The 15,780-nt window shown below is 58.7% G+C and carries 12 protein-coding genes; 5 read left to right on the top strand and 7 right to left on the bottom strand.

Annotation, left to right across the window (positions count from 1 at the left end):
- Positions 1–78: 78 nt before the first annotated feature.
- From glyQ to LOY36_RS00045, 4 genes are all read left to right on the top strand, one after another.
- Complete coding sequence (gene glyQ / locus LOY36_RS00060; protein WP_003213601.1) at positions 79–1,032, top strand: glycine--tRNA ligase subunit alpha; 954 nt, start codon at positions 79–81, stop codon at positions 1,030–1,032.
- Positions 1,029–3,083 carry a glycine--tRNA ligase subunit beta gene (gene glyS, locus LOY36_RS00055; protein WP_258671789.1) on the top strand — a complete coding sequence of 685 codons (2,055 nt, stop codon included), beginning with the start codon at positions 1,029–1,031 and terminating at the stop codon, positions 3,081–3,083. Before glyQ ends, glyS begins: the two co-directional genes overlap by 4 nt.
- A gap of 4 nt (positions 3,084–3,087) precedes the next feature.
- Positions 3,088–3,627 (top strand): D-glycero-beta-D-manno-heptose 1,7-bisphosphate 7-phosphatase, encoded by a 540-nt coding sequence (gmhB, locus tag LOY36_RS00050; protein WP_177324973.1) that lies wholly within the window; start codon positions 3,088–3,090, stop codon positions 3,625–3,627.
- An 81-nt stretch (positions 3,628–3,708) separates the two neighbouring features.
- Entirely contained in the window at positions 3,709–4,488 is a 780-nt protein-coding gene (locus tag LOY36_RS00045; RefSeq protein ID WP_258671788.1) for a 1-acyl-sn-glycerol-3-phosphate acyltransferase, read from the top strand.
- Positions 4,489–4,670: 182 nt separating this feature from the next.
- Here LOY36_RS00045 and LOY36_RS00040 read toward each other — a convergent pair whose 3' ends face one another.
- The 3 genes from LOY36_RS00040 to LOY36_RS00030 all read right to left on the bottom strand — a co-directional run bounded on the left by LOY36_RS00040 (position 4,671) and on the right by LOY36_RS00030 (position 8,534).
- Positions 4,671–6,983: a CHASE2 domain-containing protein gene (locus LOY36_RS00040; protein WP_258671787.1), complete on the bottom strand. Its 2,313-nt coding sequence runs from the start codon at positions 6,981–6,983 to the stop codon at positions 4,671–4,673.
- A gap of 18 nt (positions 6,984–7,001) precedes the next feature.
- The gene (locus LOY36_RS00035; RefSeq protein WP_408981100.1) at positions 7,002–7,988 is read right to left on the bottom strand and encodes a FecR domain-containing protein; all 987 of its coding nucleotides are present in this window, start codon (positions 7,986–7,988) and stop codon (positions 7,002–7,004) included.
- A 342-nt stretch (positions 7,989–8,330) separates the two neighbouring features.
- Entirely contained in the window at positions 8,331–8,534 is a 204-nt protein-coding gene (locus LOY36_RS00030; RefSeq protein ID WP_172901216.1) for a hypothetical protein, read from the bottom strand.
- A 236-nt stretch (positions 8,535–8,770) separates the two neighbouring features.
- On the opposite strand from LOY36_RS00030, the gene LOY36_RS00025 reads away from it, so the two are divergent.
- A complete protein-coding gene (locus LOY36_RS00025; protein ID WP_258671785.1) occupies positions 8,771–9,490 on the top strand; it encodes a response regulator transcription factor in 720 nt (239 codons plus the stop codon).
- A 79-nt stretch (positions 9,491–9,569) separates the two neighbouring features.
- Here the strand turns inward: LOY36_RS00025 and gyrB are convergent, their stop codons facing one another.
- Genes gyrB through dnaA form a run of 4 tightly spaced genes read right to left on the bottom strand, consistent with a single transcriptional unit; the run spans position 9,570 to position 15,780 of the window.
- Positions 9,570–11,987: a DNA topoisomerase (ATP-hydrolyzing) subunit B gene (gyrB, locus tag LOY36_RS00020; RefSeq protein WP_007934319.1), complete on the bottom strand. Its 2,418-nt coding sequence runs from the start codon at positions 11,985–11,987 to the stop codon at positions 9,570–9,572.
- 5 nt (positions 11,988–11,992) lie between these two features.
- Complete coding sequence (recF, locus tag LOY36_RS00015) at positions 11,993–13,096, bottom strand: DNA replication/repair protein RecF (protein ID WP_018927321.1); 1,104 nt, start codon at positions 13,094–13,096, stop codon at positions 11,993–11,995.
- A gap of 20 nt (positions 13,097–13,116) precedes the next feature.
- Complete coding sequence (gene dnaN, locus LOY36_RS00010) at positions 13,117–14,220, bottom strand: DNA polymerase III subunit beta (RefSeq protein ID WP_007903001.1); 1,104 nt, start codon at positions 14,218–14,220, stop codon at positions 13,117–13,119.
- 39 nt (positions 14,221–14,259) lie between these two features.
- Complete coding sequence (gene dnaA, locus LOY36_RS00005; protein WP_007934322.1) at positions 14,260–15,780, bottom strand: chromosomal replication initiator protein DnaA; 1,521 nt, start codon at positions 15,778–15,780, stop codon at positions 14,260–14,262.

Below are 15,780 nucleotides of genomic sequence, written 5' to 3'. Positions count from 1 at the left end.
GCTCCAGGGGGCGTGCGCAGGACCGAATCGGGTATACTCCCGCTCTTTAAATCGCAGCCCAAGAAACAGGTGAATTTCGTGAGCCAGCCTACGCCAGCCGTGCGTACCTTCCAAGACTTGATCCTCGCCCTCCAGCAATACTGGGCCGAGCAAGGTTGTGTGGTACTTCAGCCCTACGATATGGAAGTAGGCGCCGGCACTTTCCACACTGCCACGTTCCTGCGCGCCATCGGCCCGGAAACCTGGAACGCCGCTTATGTGCAGCCCAGTCGTCGCCCGACTGACGGCCGCTACGGTGAAAACCCGAACCGTCTGCAGCACTACTATCAGTTCCAGGTAGTGCTGAAGCCGAACCCGGACAACTTCCAGGAACTGTACCTGGGCTCCCTCAAGCACGTGGGTCTGGACCCGCTGGTGCATGACATCCGTTTCGTCGAAGACAACTGGGAGTCGCCAACGCTGGGCGCCTGGGGTCTGGGCTGGGAAGTCTGGCTCAACGGCATGGAAGTGACGCAGTTCACTTACTTCCAGCAAGCGGGCGGCATCGAGTGCTACCCGGTGACCGGGGAGATCACTTACGGTCTGGAGCGTCTGGCCATGTACCTGCAAGGCGTGGACTCGGTCTACGACCTGGTCTGGGCTGACGGTCCGTTCGGCAAGGTGACCTACGGCGACGTGTTCCACCAGAACGAAGTGGAGCAGTCGACCTACAACTTCGAACACGCCAACGTCGAGAAGCTGTTCGAACTGTTCGACTTCTATGAAAGCGAAGCCAAGCGCCTGATCGAACTCGACCAGCCGCTGCCGTTGCCGAGCTATGAAATGGTGTTGAAGGCTTCCCACACCTTCAACCTGCTGGATGCGCGCCGGGCGATCTCGGTGACCGCGCGCCAGCAATACATTCTGCGTGTACGCACCCTGGCGCGTTCCGTCGCGCAAGCCTATCTGCTGGCTCGCGCCAAGCTCGGCTTCCCGATGGCGACCCCGGACCTGCGTGATGAAGTACTGGCCAAGCTGGAGGCTGCACAATGAGTGCTCAAGATTTTCTGGTTGAACTGGGCACCGAAGAACTGCCACCCAAAGCCCTGAACACCCTGGCCGAAGCATTCCTGGCCGGTATCGACAAAGGCCTGCAAGCCGCTGGCCTGAGCTACGAGAGCAAAACCGTCTACGCCGCGCCGCGTCGTCTGGCCGTGCTGATCACCGCGCTGGCGACCCAGCAGCCGGATCGCAGCATCAACCTCGACGGCCCGCCACGTCAGGCTGCGTTCGATGCCGAAGGCAACCCGACTCAAGCAGCCCTGGGCTTCGCCAAGAAGTGCGGCGTCGAGCTGAGCGAAATCGATCAGAGCGGCCCGAAGCTGCGCTACAGCCAAAGCATCGCCGGCAAGCCGACCGCGAGCCTGATGCCGACCATCGTCGAAGACTCCCTGAACGACCTGCCGATCCCCAAACGCATGCGCTGGGGTGCTCGCAAGGAAGAATTCGTTCGTCCGACCCAATGGTTGGTGATGCTGCTCGGTGACCACGTCATCGATTGCACCATCCTCGCCCAGAAGGCCGGCCGCGACTCCCGTGGTCACCGCTTCCACCACCCTGAAAGCGTGCGTATCACCTCGCCGGCCAACTACCTGAACGATCTGCGTGCTGCTTATGTACTGGCCGATGCCAACGAGCGTCGCGAGCTGATCAGCAAGCGCACCGATGAACTGGCGACCATGCAGGAAGGTACGGCGATCGTTCCGCAAGCCTTGCTCGACGAAGTGACCGCGCTGGTTGAATGGCCGGTGCCGCTGGTGTGCTCGTTCGAAGAACGTTTCCTCGACGTGCCGCAAGAAGCGCTGATCACCACCATGCAGGACAACCAGAAGTACTTCTGCCTGCTGGATGCCGACGGCAAGTTGCTGCCTCGTTTCATTACCGTGGCCAACATCGAAAGCAAGGATCCACAGCAGATCATCGCCGGTAACGAGAAAGTGGTTCGCCCACGCCTGACCGACGCCGAGTTCTTCTTCAAGCAAGACAAGAAGCAAAAACTCGAAGAGTTCAATCTGCGTCTGCAGAACGTGGTGTTCCAGGAAAAACTCGGCAGCGTCTACGACAAAGCCGAGCGCGTGTCGAAACTGGCGGCCTACATTGCCGCTCGCATCGGCGGTAACGCTTCCTGGGCGGCGCGTGCCGGTCTGCTGTCCAAGTGCGACCTGGCGACCGAAATGGTCGGTGAGTTCCCGGAGATGCAAGGTGTCGCCGGTTACTACTACGCCCTCAATGACGGCGAGCCGGAAGATGTCGCCCTGGCGCTGAACGAGCAGTACATGCCGCGCGGTGCCGGCGCTGAACTGCCGACCACCCTGACCGGTGCGGCCGTGGCCATCGCCGACAAGCTCGACACCCTGGTAGGCATTTTCGGTATCGGCATGCTGCCGACCGGTAGCAAAGACCCGTATGCCCTGCGCCGTGCCGCGCTGGGTGTGTTGCGGATCCTGATCGACAAGAAGCTCGACCTCGACCTGAACGACGCCGTGGCCTTCGCCGTGAATGCGTTCGGCGCCAAGGTCAAGGCTGCCGGCCTTAATGACGCCGTGCTGGAGTTCATCTTCGACCGTCTGCGTGCCCGTTACGAAGACGAAGGCGTGGATGTCGCAACCTACCTGTCGGTACGTGCCCTGAAGCCGGGTTCGGCCCTGGACTTCGACCAGCGCGTACAAGCGGTAGAAGCGTTCCGCAAATTGCCGGAAGCCGCTGCTCTGGCCGCCGTGAACAAGCGCGTGTCGAACCTGCTGAGCAAGGTCGAAGGCTCCGTGCCGACGGTCGTTGAAGCCAAGTACTTCGACAACGCCAACGAGTTCTCGCTGTATTCGGCGATCCAGCAGGCGGACCAGGCTGTGCAGCCAATGGCCGCTGCCCGTCAGTACAGCGAATCGCTGGCGCGTCTGGCCGCATTGCGCGAACCGGTGGATGCGTTCTTCGAAGCGGTGATGGTCAACGCCGAAGACGCCAAGGTGCGAGCCAACCGCTATGCGCTGCTGGCGCGTCTGCGTGGGTTGTTCCTCGGCGTCGCCGATATTTCGTTGCTGGGCTGAGGAGCTGCTGTTGAAACTGCTGATTCTCGATCGGGACGGGGTGATCAATTACGACTCCGACGCGTACATCAAGTCGGTGGAGGAGTGGATTCCACTCCCCGGTTCGATCGAAGCGATCGCGCAGTTGAGCAAGGCCGGCTGGACGGTGGCGGTCGCCACCAACCAGTCGGGCATCGCTCGCGGCTATTACGACATCGCCACCCTGGAGGCCATGCATGCTCGCTTGCGCGAGTTGGTGGCGGAGCAGGGCGGCGAAGTCGGGCTGATCGTCTATTGCCCGCACGGGCCAGACGATGGCTGCGATTGCCGCAAGCCAAAACCCGGGATGTTGAAAACCATCGCCGCACATTACAACGTTTCGCTGACGAATCTATGGTTCGTCGGCGATACTCTCGGTGACCTGGAGGCCGCCAAAGCCGTCGACTGTCAGCCAGTTTTGGTAAAGACCGGGAAAGGCGAAAAGACTCAGGGCAAGACCCTACCGGCAGGCACCTTGATTTTTGACGATCTGGCGGCGATTGCCGCAGAACTTATCCACAACTAAGGCTCTTCTGACATCCTGGCCAAGGACTGATCGGGAGTGCGCTTGAATAGGCGGGCAGTGCCCGCAACGGTAAATGTCGCCATGTCGATACTGCAGGCCATCAGAACTTTCCTCTTTTACCTGCTGCTGGGCACCAGTTCGTTGCTCTGGTGCACCCTGAGCTTTTTTATCGCGCCGTTTCTGCCGTTCAAGGCGCGTTATCGCTTTATCAACGTGTATTGGTGCCGCTGCGCCTTGTGGCTGAGCAAAGTCTTTCTGGGTATTCGATACGAAGTGAAGGGCGCCGAGAATGTGCCTGAACAGCCCTGCGTGATTCAGTCGAACCACCAGAGCACCTGGGAGACGTTCTTTCTCTCGGCCTACTTCGAACCGTTGAGCCAGGTGCTCAAGCGCGAACTGCTCTACGTGCCGTTCTTCGGCTGGGCCATGGCCATGCTGCGGCCGATCGCCATCGACCGTGACAACCCGAAAGCCGCGCTCAAGCATGTAGCGAAGAAGGGCGATGAACTGCTCAAGGACAATGTCTGGGTGCTGATTTTCCCGGAGGGGACTCGCGTTCCCTACGGCACCATCGGCAAGTTCTCCCGAGGCGGCACCGCGTTGGCCGTAAATGCGTCATTGCCCGTGCTGCCAATTGCACACAATGCCGGCAAGTTCTGGCCAAAAACCGGTTGGTCCAAAAAGCAGGGCGTGATCACCGTGATCATCGGCGCGCCGATGTACGCCGAGGGTAGCGGGCCACGGGCCATCGCCGACCTGAATGACCGGGTGCAGGCCTGGAACGAACAGATGCAGCGCGAAATGGGTTCGCTGCCAGCAGCCCCGGCAGCACCGAGTGCGACCGACCAAGTGACTGTCTGAAGTTCTGTGGATAACCTGTGTACCGTTTCGTTGAAAATCGCTGTATTTAGTTTTTAAGCTTTTGATTTTTATACATATTTCTTAAGCAAATAAAACTTCGGAAAACGTGCATAAGTTTTTTTCGGACGTAAAAAAACCGGCTGATATAGCCGGTTTTTTTATGCCTGTAAAAATGATCAGGCTCACTCGCTCAAAAGGGGTAGCTGGACACTGAACGTCGTGCCTTGTCCTACCACGCTATGACAGGAAATCCGCCCGCCGTGACGATCCACCACCGCCTTGACCATGGACAACCCCAACCCTAGGCCGTCACTGCCGTGAGCCGATGCAAAGCGTCGATACTGACTGAACAGCTCGGGAAGCTCTTCGACGGCAATCCCTCGGCCCTGGTCGGCGATCTCGCACGTTAACCAACCCTCGGTACAACTCACCCGCACGGTGATCCGCGAACCCGCCGGACTGTACTTGATGGCGTTTTCCAGCAGGTTGAACAGTGCCCGTGTCAGTAACGACTGATCGGCCAGGACCAGCGCTTCAGCATCTTCGTCGAGGTCATGCAGCAACTGAATGTTCTTCAGATGAGCGATGCTCGAGGCCTGGTCGAAGGTATCGAGCAGCAACATCGCGAACATACTCGGCTGAAACTGATAGGCCTCGGATTCAGCCTTTGCCAACTGCACAAAGGCCTCGGTCAGGTTCAGCGCCTTGCGCACTTGCAACTCGATCTGACTGAACACTTGAGTGTCGCCAGACACCTGATGCCGCTGAACGTCGAGCAAAGCCAGAATCGCCGAGTGGGGGGCCCTCAGGTCATGAGACAGAAAACGCAGCAACACGGCCCGCTGCTCCTCGGCGTCCCGTTCGACGCTCAAGTCAGTGAGGCTCAGTAACCAGCCAATCACCGAGTCGCCCTCGGCCGGCAACAGCGGCGCCAGGTCCAGCCGCAGGCTGCGTGCCTGAGTGTCACGAAACTCCAGCAGCTCCAGGGTCGACAACGCCAGCAGCGTTCCATCGGACGGCACCGGGTAACCCAACTCGCTCAGTTGCTCGAGCATCTCCTCGCCCACCAGGCTGCTGGAAAATATCTCCCGAGCCTTACGGTTGGCCAACAGAATGCGCCCGTTCGGATCGCTGATCAGCGTCGCCACCGGCAAGTACTCAAGGCCATCGGCAATGAAACGCCGGGTGTCACGTGTCCGGCTCATGGCCTGTTCCAGCGCGACGATTTGCCCTTGCAGCACATCGCCAGCCGGGGCCGGGGTACGGCGGCGTTCGGGAAAAACTTTCGGCTCGCTGTCCAGACGCGCCAGTTCCCAGCCGAAATAGGCGAGCACCGCATTCAGCCTTCGCCAATTCCAGATCAGGTAACCCAACAGCATACCCAGCAGACTCGCGGCCGGTGACCACCACCAGCCAAGACGTAACAGCAGGCTCGAACCCAGCAGCGCGACCGCCATTGCCCCCAGGGTCAGCCATAACGCGCGACGCGGACGCACCAACATCAGGCCCAGCAACTCACCGACAATCACCACCGATAACAACGCCGCCAAACGTTCATCGAGAGCCACAATGTTGCGCTGTTGCAGCAACCCATTGAGGATATTTGCCTGAATTTCGATGCCCGGGGTGGTGCCCATGCTCGCCGATTGCGGTGTCACGTAACGGTCCCCCAAACCTGGAGCGGTGGAGCCGATCAGGATCAAGCGATCGCGCAGCAATTCGGGCGGGACTTCACCGCGCAAGACGCTGACGTAGGGCACACTGGGAAAACCCGCATCGGAACGGATGAAAGGAATCCGTATTTTGTGGGCTCGCTGCCAGCCTTGCGTCGACGGCAGGGCCGGGGTCCCGGGCATCGGTACATTTACCTTGTCGGCAAGGGTCTGTTCGTACAGCAGCCAGGCCAGTTGCGCGCGTGTTTGTTGTGCCGGTCCTTCGCTTAAGTACACACTGCGCACGATCCCGTCGGCATCCGCTTGGGCATTGATGTGCCCGATGCCTTTGACGCAATGGCTCAGTGGCGCCACCGGTTCAATTTCCCCCAAAGGCTGTCCATAACGCGCCACGCCTTCACGCAGCAACGGCACGAAGACATTTCCGGCACGGCAGGCCGCCTGGGCCAGAAGCTGATCGTTGCCGGGATGGCTATCGGGCTCGCTGAAAATCACGTCGAACAGAATGCCTTTGGCGTTCGCAGCGCCTAGCCGATCAAGCAACTGCGCGTGCATGGCCCGCGACCAAGGCCATTTGCCTAGCTGCTGCAAGCTATAGTCATCGATCGTGACGATGAGTATTCGTGGGTCCACCGGCAGCGGGCTCAGCCGACGCAGGTTGTCGTACAGCAGATTGCTCAAGACCAGGCCATGGGTCATGGACAGCACTGCCGTCAACGGCAACAGGATCAGGCTGACCCACAGCCACTCGCGGACCATTCGCCGAAACAGCCGCTGAGCCTGGGTCGGCTCGCGACCATCCTTCCTTGGGCGGCCCTTCATCGGTCGTCGGCCAGGGCGCTATTGGACACGCGTGGTCCTGGGGTAATAGAAAATGTCATACACCCCGGTCTCTCCTTCTAACCCCTGAGCGTCATACGCCGACAGGCGAACATGGTAGAACAACGCTTTCAGCCCGCTGAATTTGACCTCGGGCGTGCTGGAGAACTGCTCTTGCTTGATGTCCAGAAAGGCCGCGTCGGTGGCCACTTGCGCCCGATAACGCGTGGCGCCTTCGATGGGCTTCATGATCAATTGCCAGACAGGCACATTACCCGTTTGACCGGCTTGCCCCAACAAACGCGGCGCGGGTAACAAGTCGATTGGTGTCAACGTGCCTTGTTTCTGAATACGCAAACCCTGACGGGCCATGACCTGGACTTCATCATCCTCAGGGCCCTGAGTCCGTTTGGCAGTGGAGCGGGCAGAGCGGGGGCGCGACAGTTCCTCATCACGATTGACCGCCACTTGCCCGTTCAGCACTTCCAGTAATGCCTGGCCACCATCATCGTTGCGCACTCGGAAGTGCGTACCCCGTACGCCCAGTACACCGACCGGCGTGACGATCTGAAAACGATCATGGTCGCTGGCACGCTTGATCACATACGACTCGACCTGGCCCTGCTCGAGGATAACCTGAGGGATCGAATGTTCTTCATTGAGGTGCAGCGTGATGTGGGAGCTGGAGGGCAGCACTACCCGCGAGCCATCGCCCAGGGAAAGGCTGACAAACGCCGAGGGCGAGGTCTTGATGCCTTCCTGCTCGTCGATCGGCATGCCTTCCTGCAGTGGCGTCTGTTTACCTTTGGCATCCAGCTTCCAGGCTTCGCCGGTCAGGTGCTCGACAGTCGCGGGCAGCGGTTGGCCGCGACATTGTTGATTATCATCGATATAAGGCAGACGTTTTGCCGAGGCGGCAGCCGCCGATGCACTCTGGGTGAACAATTCCATCAACCCGGCAACCAGTAAAAGACAAACGCCAGAACGGCGTGGGAGCAATAAGGTCATGAGGTTCATGGATTGGCTTTTATGCTCTTATACAAATCATGCCGGGAAACGCCCGCGCTGACGCACGATACCTGACCGGATGCTCTGGCAGATAGCCATGGGCGCAAAGGAAATGAGATGACACATCCCTGTGTCGGAACCGAGCAGGCACTCCATGTGTTTTTCCCCTGAACTGCAGACCCGCCGAAAACCGGCGATCGACGGTCCTGCAGTTTGGCATTGACGCTCCCTGCGTCGGAGCACATCCCAATGCCCCTGTGCCGCTCAGCGAAAAAGAATTTACCGGCATAAGCGACCTTGCGCGGTCATTCTCAATATTTGTTCAGAATTGACTGAAGGCGCCTAAAACACCCAACGTTGTTGCGCCGAGCGAATGTCGAGCTGGGCGGCTTCCACCTGTGCGGAGTGCACCGGGGCAAAGCCTGGCGAGTCGCCCATCACCGTGTTCGTCTCTGCCGGGCCGAAGTAACGCGGTGCAACATTCTGCTCGATGACTGATATTGACTGGACCGTGGTGCATCCCAATCCGAGACCCGCGGCCAACATCAACGCTGTTAATCTTGTAAACCCGTTAAAGATAATCTTTAGACGCATTTTTTCCCACAGTCCCTCTGGAGCATTCTGCCGACAATTCATCGCCTACCGGCTAAGTGATATCAGCGTATCCACACTTGGGAAGTTCACAGCAATTCGCCACAATTGTTCAGATTCAATCAATCAGCCTAAACTCCCGCAGGGATTTTCTTAACCGTTGCACTTACGAGATGAAGGAAGCACTCGGCATGCGTGTCGCAATACTGGATGACGAACCCGCCGAACTCCGCCGGGTGGAACAGACACTGCGACAGATCCCCGTCACGGGGGAGCAGACGTGGACGTTGCACAGTTTCGAGCGGGGAGAGGACCTGTTACGGCAACTTCGCCGGGAAACTTTCGATCTGCTGATCCTCGACTGGCAATTGCCCGACATCAGCGGTCTGTCGTTGTTGCGCTGGACCCGGGAACACATGGACTCACCACCGGCCGCGATCATGCTCACCAGTCGCGATACCGAAAGCGATATCGTCCAGGCCTTGAACGCCGGAGCCGACGATTACGTGAGCAAACCGTTTCGTCCTAACGAGCTGATGGCTCGGGTGAGCGCCGTGCTTCGTCGGCATGGACTGCAACGCGCGGCAGCTACCGAAGTACTCACATTCAATGACCTCGAATTCGACGACGCCGAACTCACTGTCACCCGTGCCTCCACCCCCATCAGCCTGACCGAACGGGAATACCGTCTCGCCCGCTGCCTGTTCGCCAATCTGGGTCGACCTTTATCCCGTGAATACTTGTATGAGCGCTTTTGGACCCATGAAGAAATCGTGTCCTCCCGGCCCCTGGATACTCATATTTATCGCCTGCGCAACAAACTGGGGCTGACGGCTGATCGCGGTTGGCAACTGCTGACGATTTACGGGTATGGGTATCGGCTTGAGAGCGTAGCGACTGCCAGCGAGTGAACAGCTGTTACATTCCTTCGATCAATAAAAAAGGCCAACGCTTAGCGTTGGCCTTTTTCGTTGTAGCGGTCCTGCGGGATCAGAAGTCCAGGTTGGACACCGCCAGGGCGTTGCTTTCGATGAAGTCACGGCGAGGTTCGACCGCATCACCCATCAGGGTGTTGAAGATCTGGTCGGCGCCGATGGCGTCTTCGATGGTCACTTTGAGCATGCGGCGCGAGCCCGGATCCATGGTGGTTTCCCACAGCTGATCAGGGTTCATCTCACCCAGACCTTTGTATCGCTGGATGGTATGACGCTTGGTGCTTTCGGCCATCAACCATTCCAGGGCTTCCTTGAATTCGGTGACGGCTTTCTTGCGTTCGCCACGCTGGATATAAGCGCCATCGTCCAACAGGGTGCTCAGTTGAGCGCCCAGGGAAACGACGGTCTTGTAATCGTTGCTGCCGAAGAAGTCGCGGTTGAAGGTGACGTAGTTCGACAGGCCGTGGGAGATCAGTTCGACCTCTGGCAGCCAGACGTTACGTTCACGGTCTTCGCGCAGGCTGGCCTTGTAGACCAGGCCGGACTTCTCGACGGTGCGCAGGCGAACTTCGTACTGAGCCAGCCAATCCTGCATCGCTGCGTGATCGGACAGTTGCTCCATGCTCACGGCTGGCAGGTAGATGAAGTGCTCGGTCAGTTCCTGCGGGTACAGGCGCGACAGGCGCTTGAGGGTCTTCATCACCAGACGGAAGTCATTCACCAGACGCTCGAGAGCTTCACCGGAGATACCCGGGGCTTCTTCGTTCAGGTGCAGGCTCGCATCTTCCAGGGCCGACTGCGTCATGTACTCTTCCATGGCGTCGTCGTCTTTGATGTATTGCTCTTGCTTGCCTTTCTTCACTTTGTACAGCGGCGGCTGAGCGATGTAGATGTAGCCACGCTCGATCAGCTCCGGCAGCTGACGGAAGAAGAAGGTCAGCAGCAGGGTACGGATGTGCGAACCGTCGACGTCAGCATCGGTCATGATGATGATGTTGTGATAACGCAGCTTGTCGATGTTGTACTCGTCGCGACCGATGCCGCAGCCTAGCGCGGTGATCAAGGTGCCCACTTCTTGCGAAGAGATCATCTTGTCGAAGCGCGCCTTCTCGACGTTCAGGATCTTGCCCTTCAATGGCAAGATGGCCTGGGTCTTGCGGTTACGTCCCTGCTTGGCGGAGCCGCCAGCAGAGTCACCTTCCACGAGGTACAGTTCGGAAAGGGCAGGGTCTTTTTCCTGGCAGTCCGCCAGTTTGCCCGGCAGGCCGGCGATGTCCAGCGCGCCTTTACGACGGGTCATCTCACGGGCTTTACGCGCCGCTTCACGAGCACGCGCCGCGTCGATCATCTTGCCGACGACCAGCTTGGCTTCGTTCGGGTTTTCCAGCAGGAAGTCGGAGAAGTACTTGCCCATTTCCTGTTCGACCGCGGTCTTCACTTCGGAAGACACCAGCTTGTCTTTAGTCTGGGAGCTGAACTTCGGATCCGGCACTTTCACCGAAATGATCGCCGTCAGGCCTTCGCGGGCATCGTCACCGGTGGTGGCGACTTTGTGCTTCTTCGCCAGGCCTTCAGCTTCGATGTAGGTGTTCAGGTTACGCGTCAGTGCCGAACGGAAACCCACCAGGTGAGTACCGCCATCGCGCTGTGGAATGTTGTTGGTGAAGCACAACAGGTTCTCGTTGAAGCTGTCGTTCCACTGCAGGGCGATTTCCACGCCGATGCCGTCTTCACGCTGGATGTTGAAGTGGAACACCTGGTTGACCGCAGTCTTGTTGGTGTTCAGGTATTCAACGAATGCACGCAGACCACCTTCGTACTTGAACAACTCTTCCTTGCCGCTGCGCTCGTCCTTGAGGACGATGCCGACACCAGAGTTGAGGAAGGACAGTTCGCGAATCCGCTTGGCCAGGATGTCCCAGCTGAAGTGGATGTTCTTGAAGGTGTCAGCCGAAGGCTTGAAGTGAATCTGGGTACCGGTGGATTCGCTGTCGCCAACGATTTTCATCGGTTCTTGCGGAACACCGTGGACGTAGGTCTGTTCCCAGATCTTGCCGCTGCGGCGAACGGTCAGGACCAGTTCTTCGGACAGGGCGTTAACCACCGATACACCTACACCGTGCAGACCACCGGAAACCTTGTAGGAGTTGTCGTCGAACTTACCGCCGGCGTGCAGCACGGTCATGATGACCTCGGCCGCCGAAACGCCTTCTTCTTTATGCACGTCTACCGGGATGCCACGACCGTTGTCGCGAACAGTGATGGATTCATCCGGGTGGATGATGATGCTGATGTCGTCGCAGTGGCCGGCCAAAGCTTCGTCGATCGAGTTATCGACCACCTCGAACACCATGTGGTGCAGACCGCTGCCATCGTCGGTGTCACCAATGTACATACCGGGACGTTTGCGTACGGCATCCAGGCCTTTCAGCACTTTAATGCTCGTTGAGTCGTACGTATTTTCTTCGCTCAATGCCTTCACTCCCGATGGTCGTGGGTCTGGGTGATACGGCCCTGTTCCACGTGGAACAAAGCGACTGGCGTTTCCGTCTGCCAGCCTTCCCTCAATAATTCGTGATCTACACAGGTGATAAAAACCTGGCAGCGTAAGTCTTCCAGCAAGCGGCAAAGCGCGCGACGGTGGTGCTCGTCCAGTTCGGACGGCAAGTCATCCACCAGATAAATACACTGGCCGCGTCGGGCCTGGCTGACCAAGTGCCCTTGGGCAATCCGCAATGCACAGACCACCAACTTCTGCTGACCACGGGACAAAATATCCGCGGCGTTATGTGCGCCTAATCGGAGACGCAAATCAGCCCGTTGTGGTCCGGCCTGGGTATGACCCATTTGCTGATCCCGCTGAAGGGATCCAGCGAGCACTGCACTCAACTCACGGTCTTTGTCCCAGCCTCGGTAATAGCTGAGCGTCAAGCCCTCAAGCTCAACCAGTTCGCTCAAGGTCTGTTCAAAGACTGGTTTCAAGGCTTTGATGTAAGCGCGGCGGTATTCATCTATTTCATCGCTGGCCTGGCACAGTTCCCTGTCCCAAACCGCTTGCGAAACGGCGTCAAGTGTACCATGCCGCAGCCAAGAGTTTCTCTGGCGCAAGGCCTTCTGCAAGCGCTGCCACGTAGACATGAATCGCGGTTCCACGTGGAACACACCCCAGTCGAGAAACTGCCGGCGAATCTTCGGCGCGCCTTCCAGCAGGCGGAAGCTGTCCGGGTTGATCAACTGCAGCGGCAGGATCTCCGCCAGTTGTGCCGCACTACGGGCGTTCTGCCCGTCGATACGGATCTGGAACTCTCCCTGACGATCGCGAGATATCCCCAATGCGCTGTGCCCACCCTCGGCCAATTCGACCTGGCCAAATACTGTGCACGCCAATTGTTCGTACTGAATAACCGGCAACAGGCGGGTGCTACGAAACGAACGGGCAAGCCCCAGCAGATGAATGGCTTCCAGAACACTGGTTTTGCCGCTGCCGTTGGCGCCGTAAAGAATGTTGATTCGGGGGGAGGGGGAGAAGGTCACCGGGTGCAGATTGCGCACCGCGGTGACCGAGACGCGACTTAAGGACATCTAGCTTCTGCTGAGCATGATTACAGACGCATCGGCATGACAACGTAAGCCGAGTCGTCGTTGTCGGACTCTTGCACCAGCGCACTGCTGTTGGAGTCGGACAGGATCAGGCGAACCTGCTCGGTGGTCATCACGCCCAATACGTCGAGCAGATAGCTCACGTTGAAGCCGATTTCCAGAGAGCCGCCGTTGTACTCAACGCCCACTTCTTCTTCCGCTTCCTCTTGCTCCGGGTTGTTCGCCTGGATCTTCAGCTGACCGTTGGCCAGCTGCAGACGGATGCCGCGGTACTTCTCGTTGGACAGAATCGCGGTACGGCTGAACGCTTCACGCAGGGCCTGGCGATCGCCGAGTACCAGCTTGTCGCCACCTTTAGGCAGAACACGCTCGTAGTCAGGGAATTTACCGTCGACCAGTTTCGAGGTGAAGGTGAACTCGCCGGTGGTAGCACGGATGTGGTGCTGGCCCAGCACGATGCTGACGTTGCCGTCCGGTTCGGTCAGCAGACGCGCCAGTTCCAGAATACCTTTGCGTGGCACGATGACCTGATGACGATCCGGCTGACCGATATCGGCCTGCATCGAGCACATGGCCAGACGGTGACCGTCGGTCGCCACGGCGCGGATGATCCCGGCCGAGACTTCCAGCAGCATGCCGTTGAGGTAGTAACGCACGTCCTGCTGCGCCATGGCGAAGCTGGTGCGTTCGATCAGGCGACGCAGTTTGCTTTGCTCCAGGCTGCAGGTCAGCGAACCCGGGCCTTCTTCCACCGTCGGGAAGTCATTGGCCGGCAGGGTCGACAGGGTGAAGCGGCTACGGCCGGCCTTCACCACAAGCTTCTGCTCGTCGACCTTGATGTCGATCAGCGCATCGTTCGGCAAGCTCTTGCAGATGTCCATCAGCTTGCGCGCAGGCACAGTGATGGAACCCGGGTCTGCAGGCTCTTCGAGTTGCACACGACCGACCAGCTCGACTTCCAGGTCGGTACCGGTCAGCGACAGTTGCTGGCCTTCGACAACCAGCAGCACGTTGGAAAGCACCGGCAAGGTCTGTCGGCGCTCGACGACGCCTGCGACCAGTTGCAGGGGTTTCAACAGGGCTTCGCGTTGAATGGTGAAATGCATGGTCTAGTCCCTTGCCTTAATAAGCTGCGCTGGTGTTCATCAAGTGGTCAGTGTACGCAGCAGGTTCTTGTAGTCCTCGCGGATGTCCGCGTCGGATTCCTTAAGCTCGTTGATCTTGCGGCAGGCGTGCAAAACAGTCGTGTGGTCGCGGCCGCCAAACACATCGCCGATTTCCGGCAGGCTGTGGTTGGTCAATTCCTTGGACAACGCCATAGCGACCTGACGCGGACGTGCTACCGAGCGTGAACGACGCTTGGACAGCAGGTCGGAGATCTTGATCTTGTAATACTCAGCGACAGTGCGCTGAATGTTATCCACAGAGACCAGTTTATCTTGCAACGCCAACAAGTCTTTCAGGGATTCGCGAATCAACTCGATGGTGATGTCGCGGCCCATGAAGTGCGAGTGGGCGATCACGCGTTTAAGCGCGCCTTCCAGCTCACGGACGTTGGAGCGAATACGCTGGGCGATGAAGAATGCCGCGTCGTGTGGCAGATCGACTTTGGCCTGGTCGGCCTTTTTCATCAGGATCGCTACGCGGGTTTCCAGCTCCGGCGGCTCGACGGCAACCGTCAGGCCCCAGCCAAAGCGGGATTTGAGGCGTTCTTCAAGGCCTTCGATTTCTTTCGGATAGCGGTCACTGGTGAGAATGACCTGCTGGCCACCTTCGAGCAGGGCGTTGAAGGTGTGGAAAAACTCTTCCTGCGAACGTTCCTTGCGAGCGAAGAACTGAATGTCATCGATCAGCAACGCATCCACCGAACGGTAGAAGCGCTTGAACTCGTTGATCGCGTTCAACTGCAGCGCCTTGACCATGTCGGCCACGAAACGCTCCGAATGCAGGTACACGACCTTGGCATTCGGGTTCTTCTTTAATAGGTGGTTACCCACAGCGTGCATCAAGTGGGTTTTACCCAAACCGACGCCGCCATAAAGGAAGAGCGGGTTGTAACCGTGTTTAGGGTTGTCCGCCACCTGCCAGGCCGCAGCCCGTGCCAGTTGGTTGGACTTACCTTCGACGAAGTTCTCGAAGGTGAATGTGCGGTTCAGGTAGCTGGTGTGCTTGAGCGCACCTTCGACCTGCACCGTGCGCTGCTCGGAACGAACCGGGGCCTGTTGCGAACTGGCGCCGGCCATAGGGTCGAAGCTGTCGCGGGACGGCTCTTCACTGACCTCGGCAACTTTTTGCGTCGAACGCTTGGTCGGTGCCGCTGCCGGAGCAGGGGCTGGAGCGCTGACCGGTGCGGCCGCCGCCTGAGCCTGGGACGCCGCAGCGGCCAACGGGGCATTGGGTGCCGCACGCGGTGCCGAACTGCGTTTGCTGCCTATTAATAAGGAAAGCGCCGGCGCCATGCCATTGCCGTGCTCATCCAGCAGTTCAAGGACGCGGCCCAGGTACTTTTCGTTGACCCAGTCGAGAACAAAACGATTCGGTGCGTAGACACGCAACTCGTCGCCTTCGGCTTCGACCTGTAGCGGGCGGATCCAAGTGTTGAATTGTTGGGCAGGCAGCTCATCGCGCAAAAGCTCCACGCACTGCTGCCAAAGTTCCACTGACAC

It is taken from the genome of Pseudomonas sp. B21-019 (assembly GCF_024749225.1).
In the GTDB taxonomy this organism is placed as follows: domain Bacteria; phylum Pseudomonadota; class Gammaproteobacteria; order Pseudomonadales; family Pseudomonadaceae; genus Aquipseudomonas.
The sequence above is the reverse complement of the archived record's forward strand: the minus strand, read 5'-3'. Positions and strand labels throughout refer to the sequence as shown.

Excerpts from the sequence above, each read along its gene's own strand:
- glyS (WP_258671789.1), top strand. The coding sequence starts at position 1,029 with ATGAGTGCTCAAGATTTTCTGGTTGAACTGGGCACCGAAGAACTGCCA.
- LOY36_RS00045 (WP_258671788.1), top strand. The coding sequence starts at position 3,709 with ATGTCGATACTGCAGGCCATCAGAACTTTCCTCTTTTACCTGCTGCTG.
- LOY36_RS00040 (WP_258671787.1), bottom strand. The coding sequence starts at position 6,983 with ATGAAGGGCCGCCCAAGGAAGGATGGTCGCGAGCCGACCCAGGCTCAG.
- LOY36_RS00035 (WP_408981100.1), bottom strand. The coding sequence starts at position 7,988 with ATGACCTTATTGCTCCCACGCCGTTCTGGCGTTTGTCTTTTACTGGTT.
- LOY36_RS00030 (WP_172901216.1), bottom strand. The coding sequence starts at position 8,534 with ATGTTGGCCGCGGGTCTCGGATTGGGATGCACCACGGTCCAGTCAATA.
- LOY36_RS00025 (WP_258671785.1), top strand. The coding sequence starts at position 8,771 with ATGCGTGTCGCAATACTGGATGACGAACCCGCCGAACTCCGCCGGGTG.
- recF (WP_018927321.1), bottom strand. The coding sequence starts at position 13,096 with ATGTCCTTAAGTCGCGTCTCGGTCACCGCGGTGCGCAATCTGCACCCG.
- dnaN (WP_007903001.1), bottom strand. The coding sequence starts at position 14,220 with ATGCATTTCACCATTCAACGCGAAGCCCTGTTGAAACCCCTGCAACTG.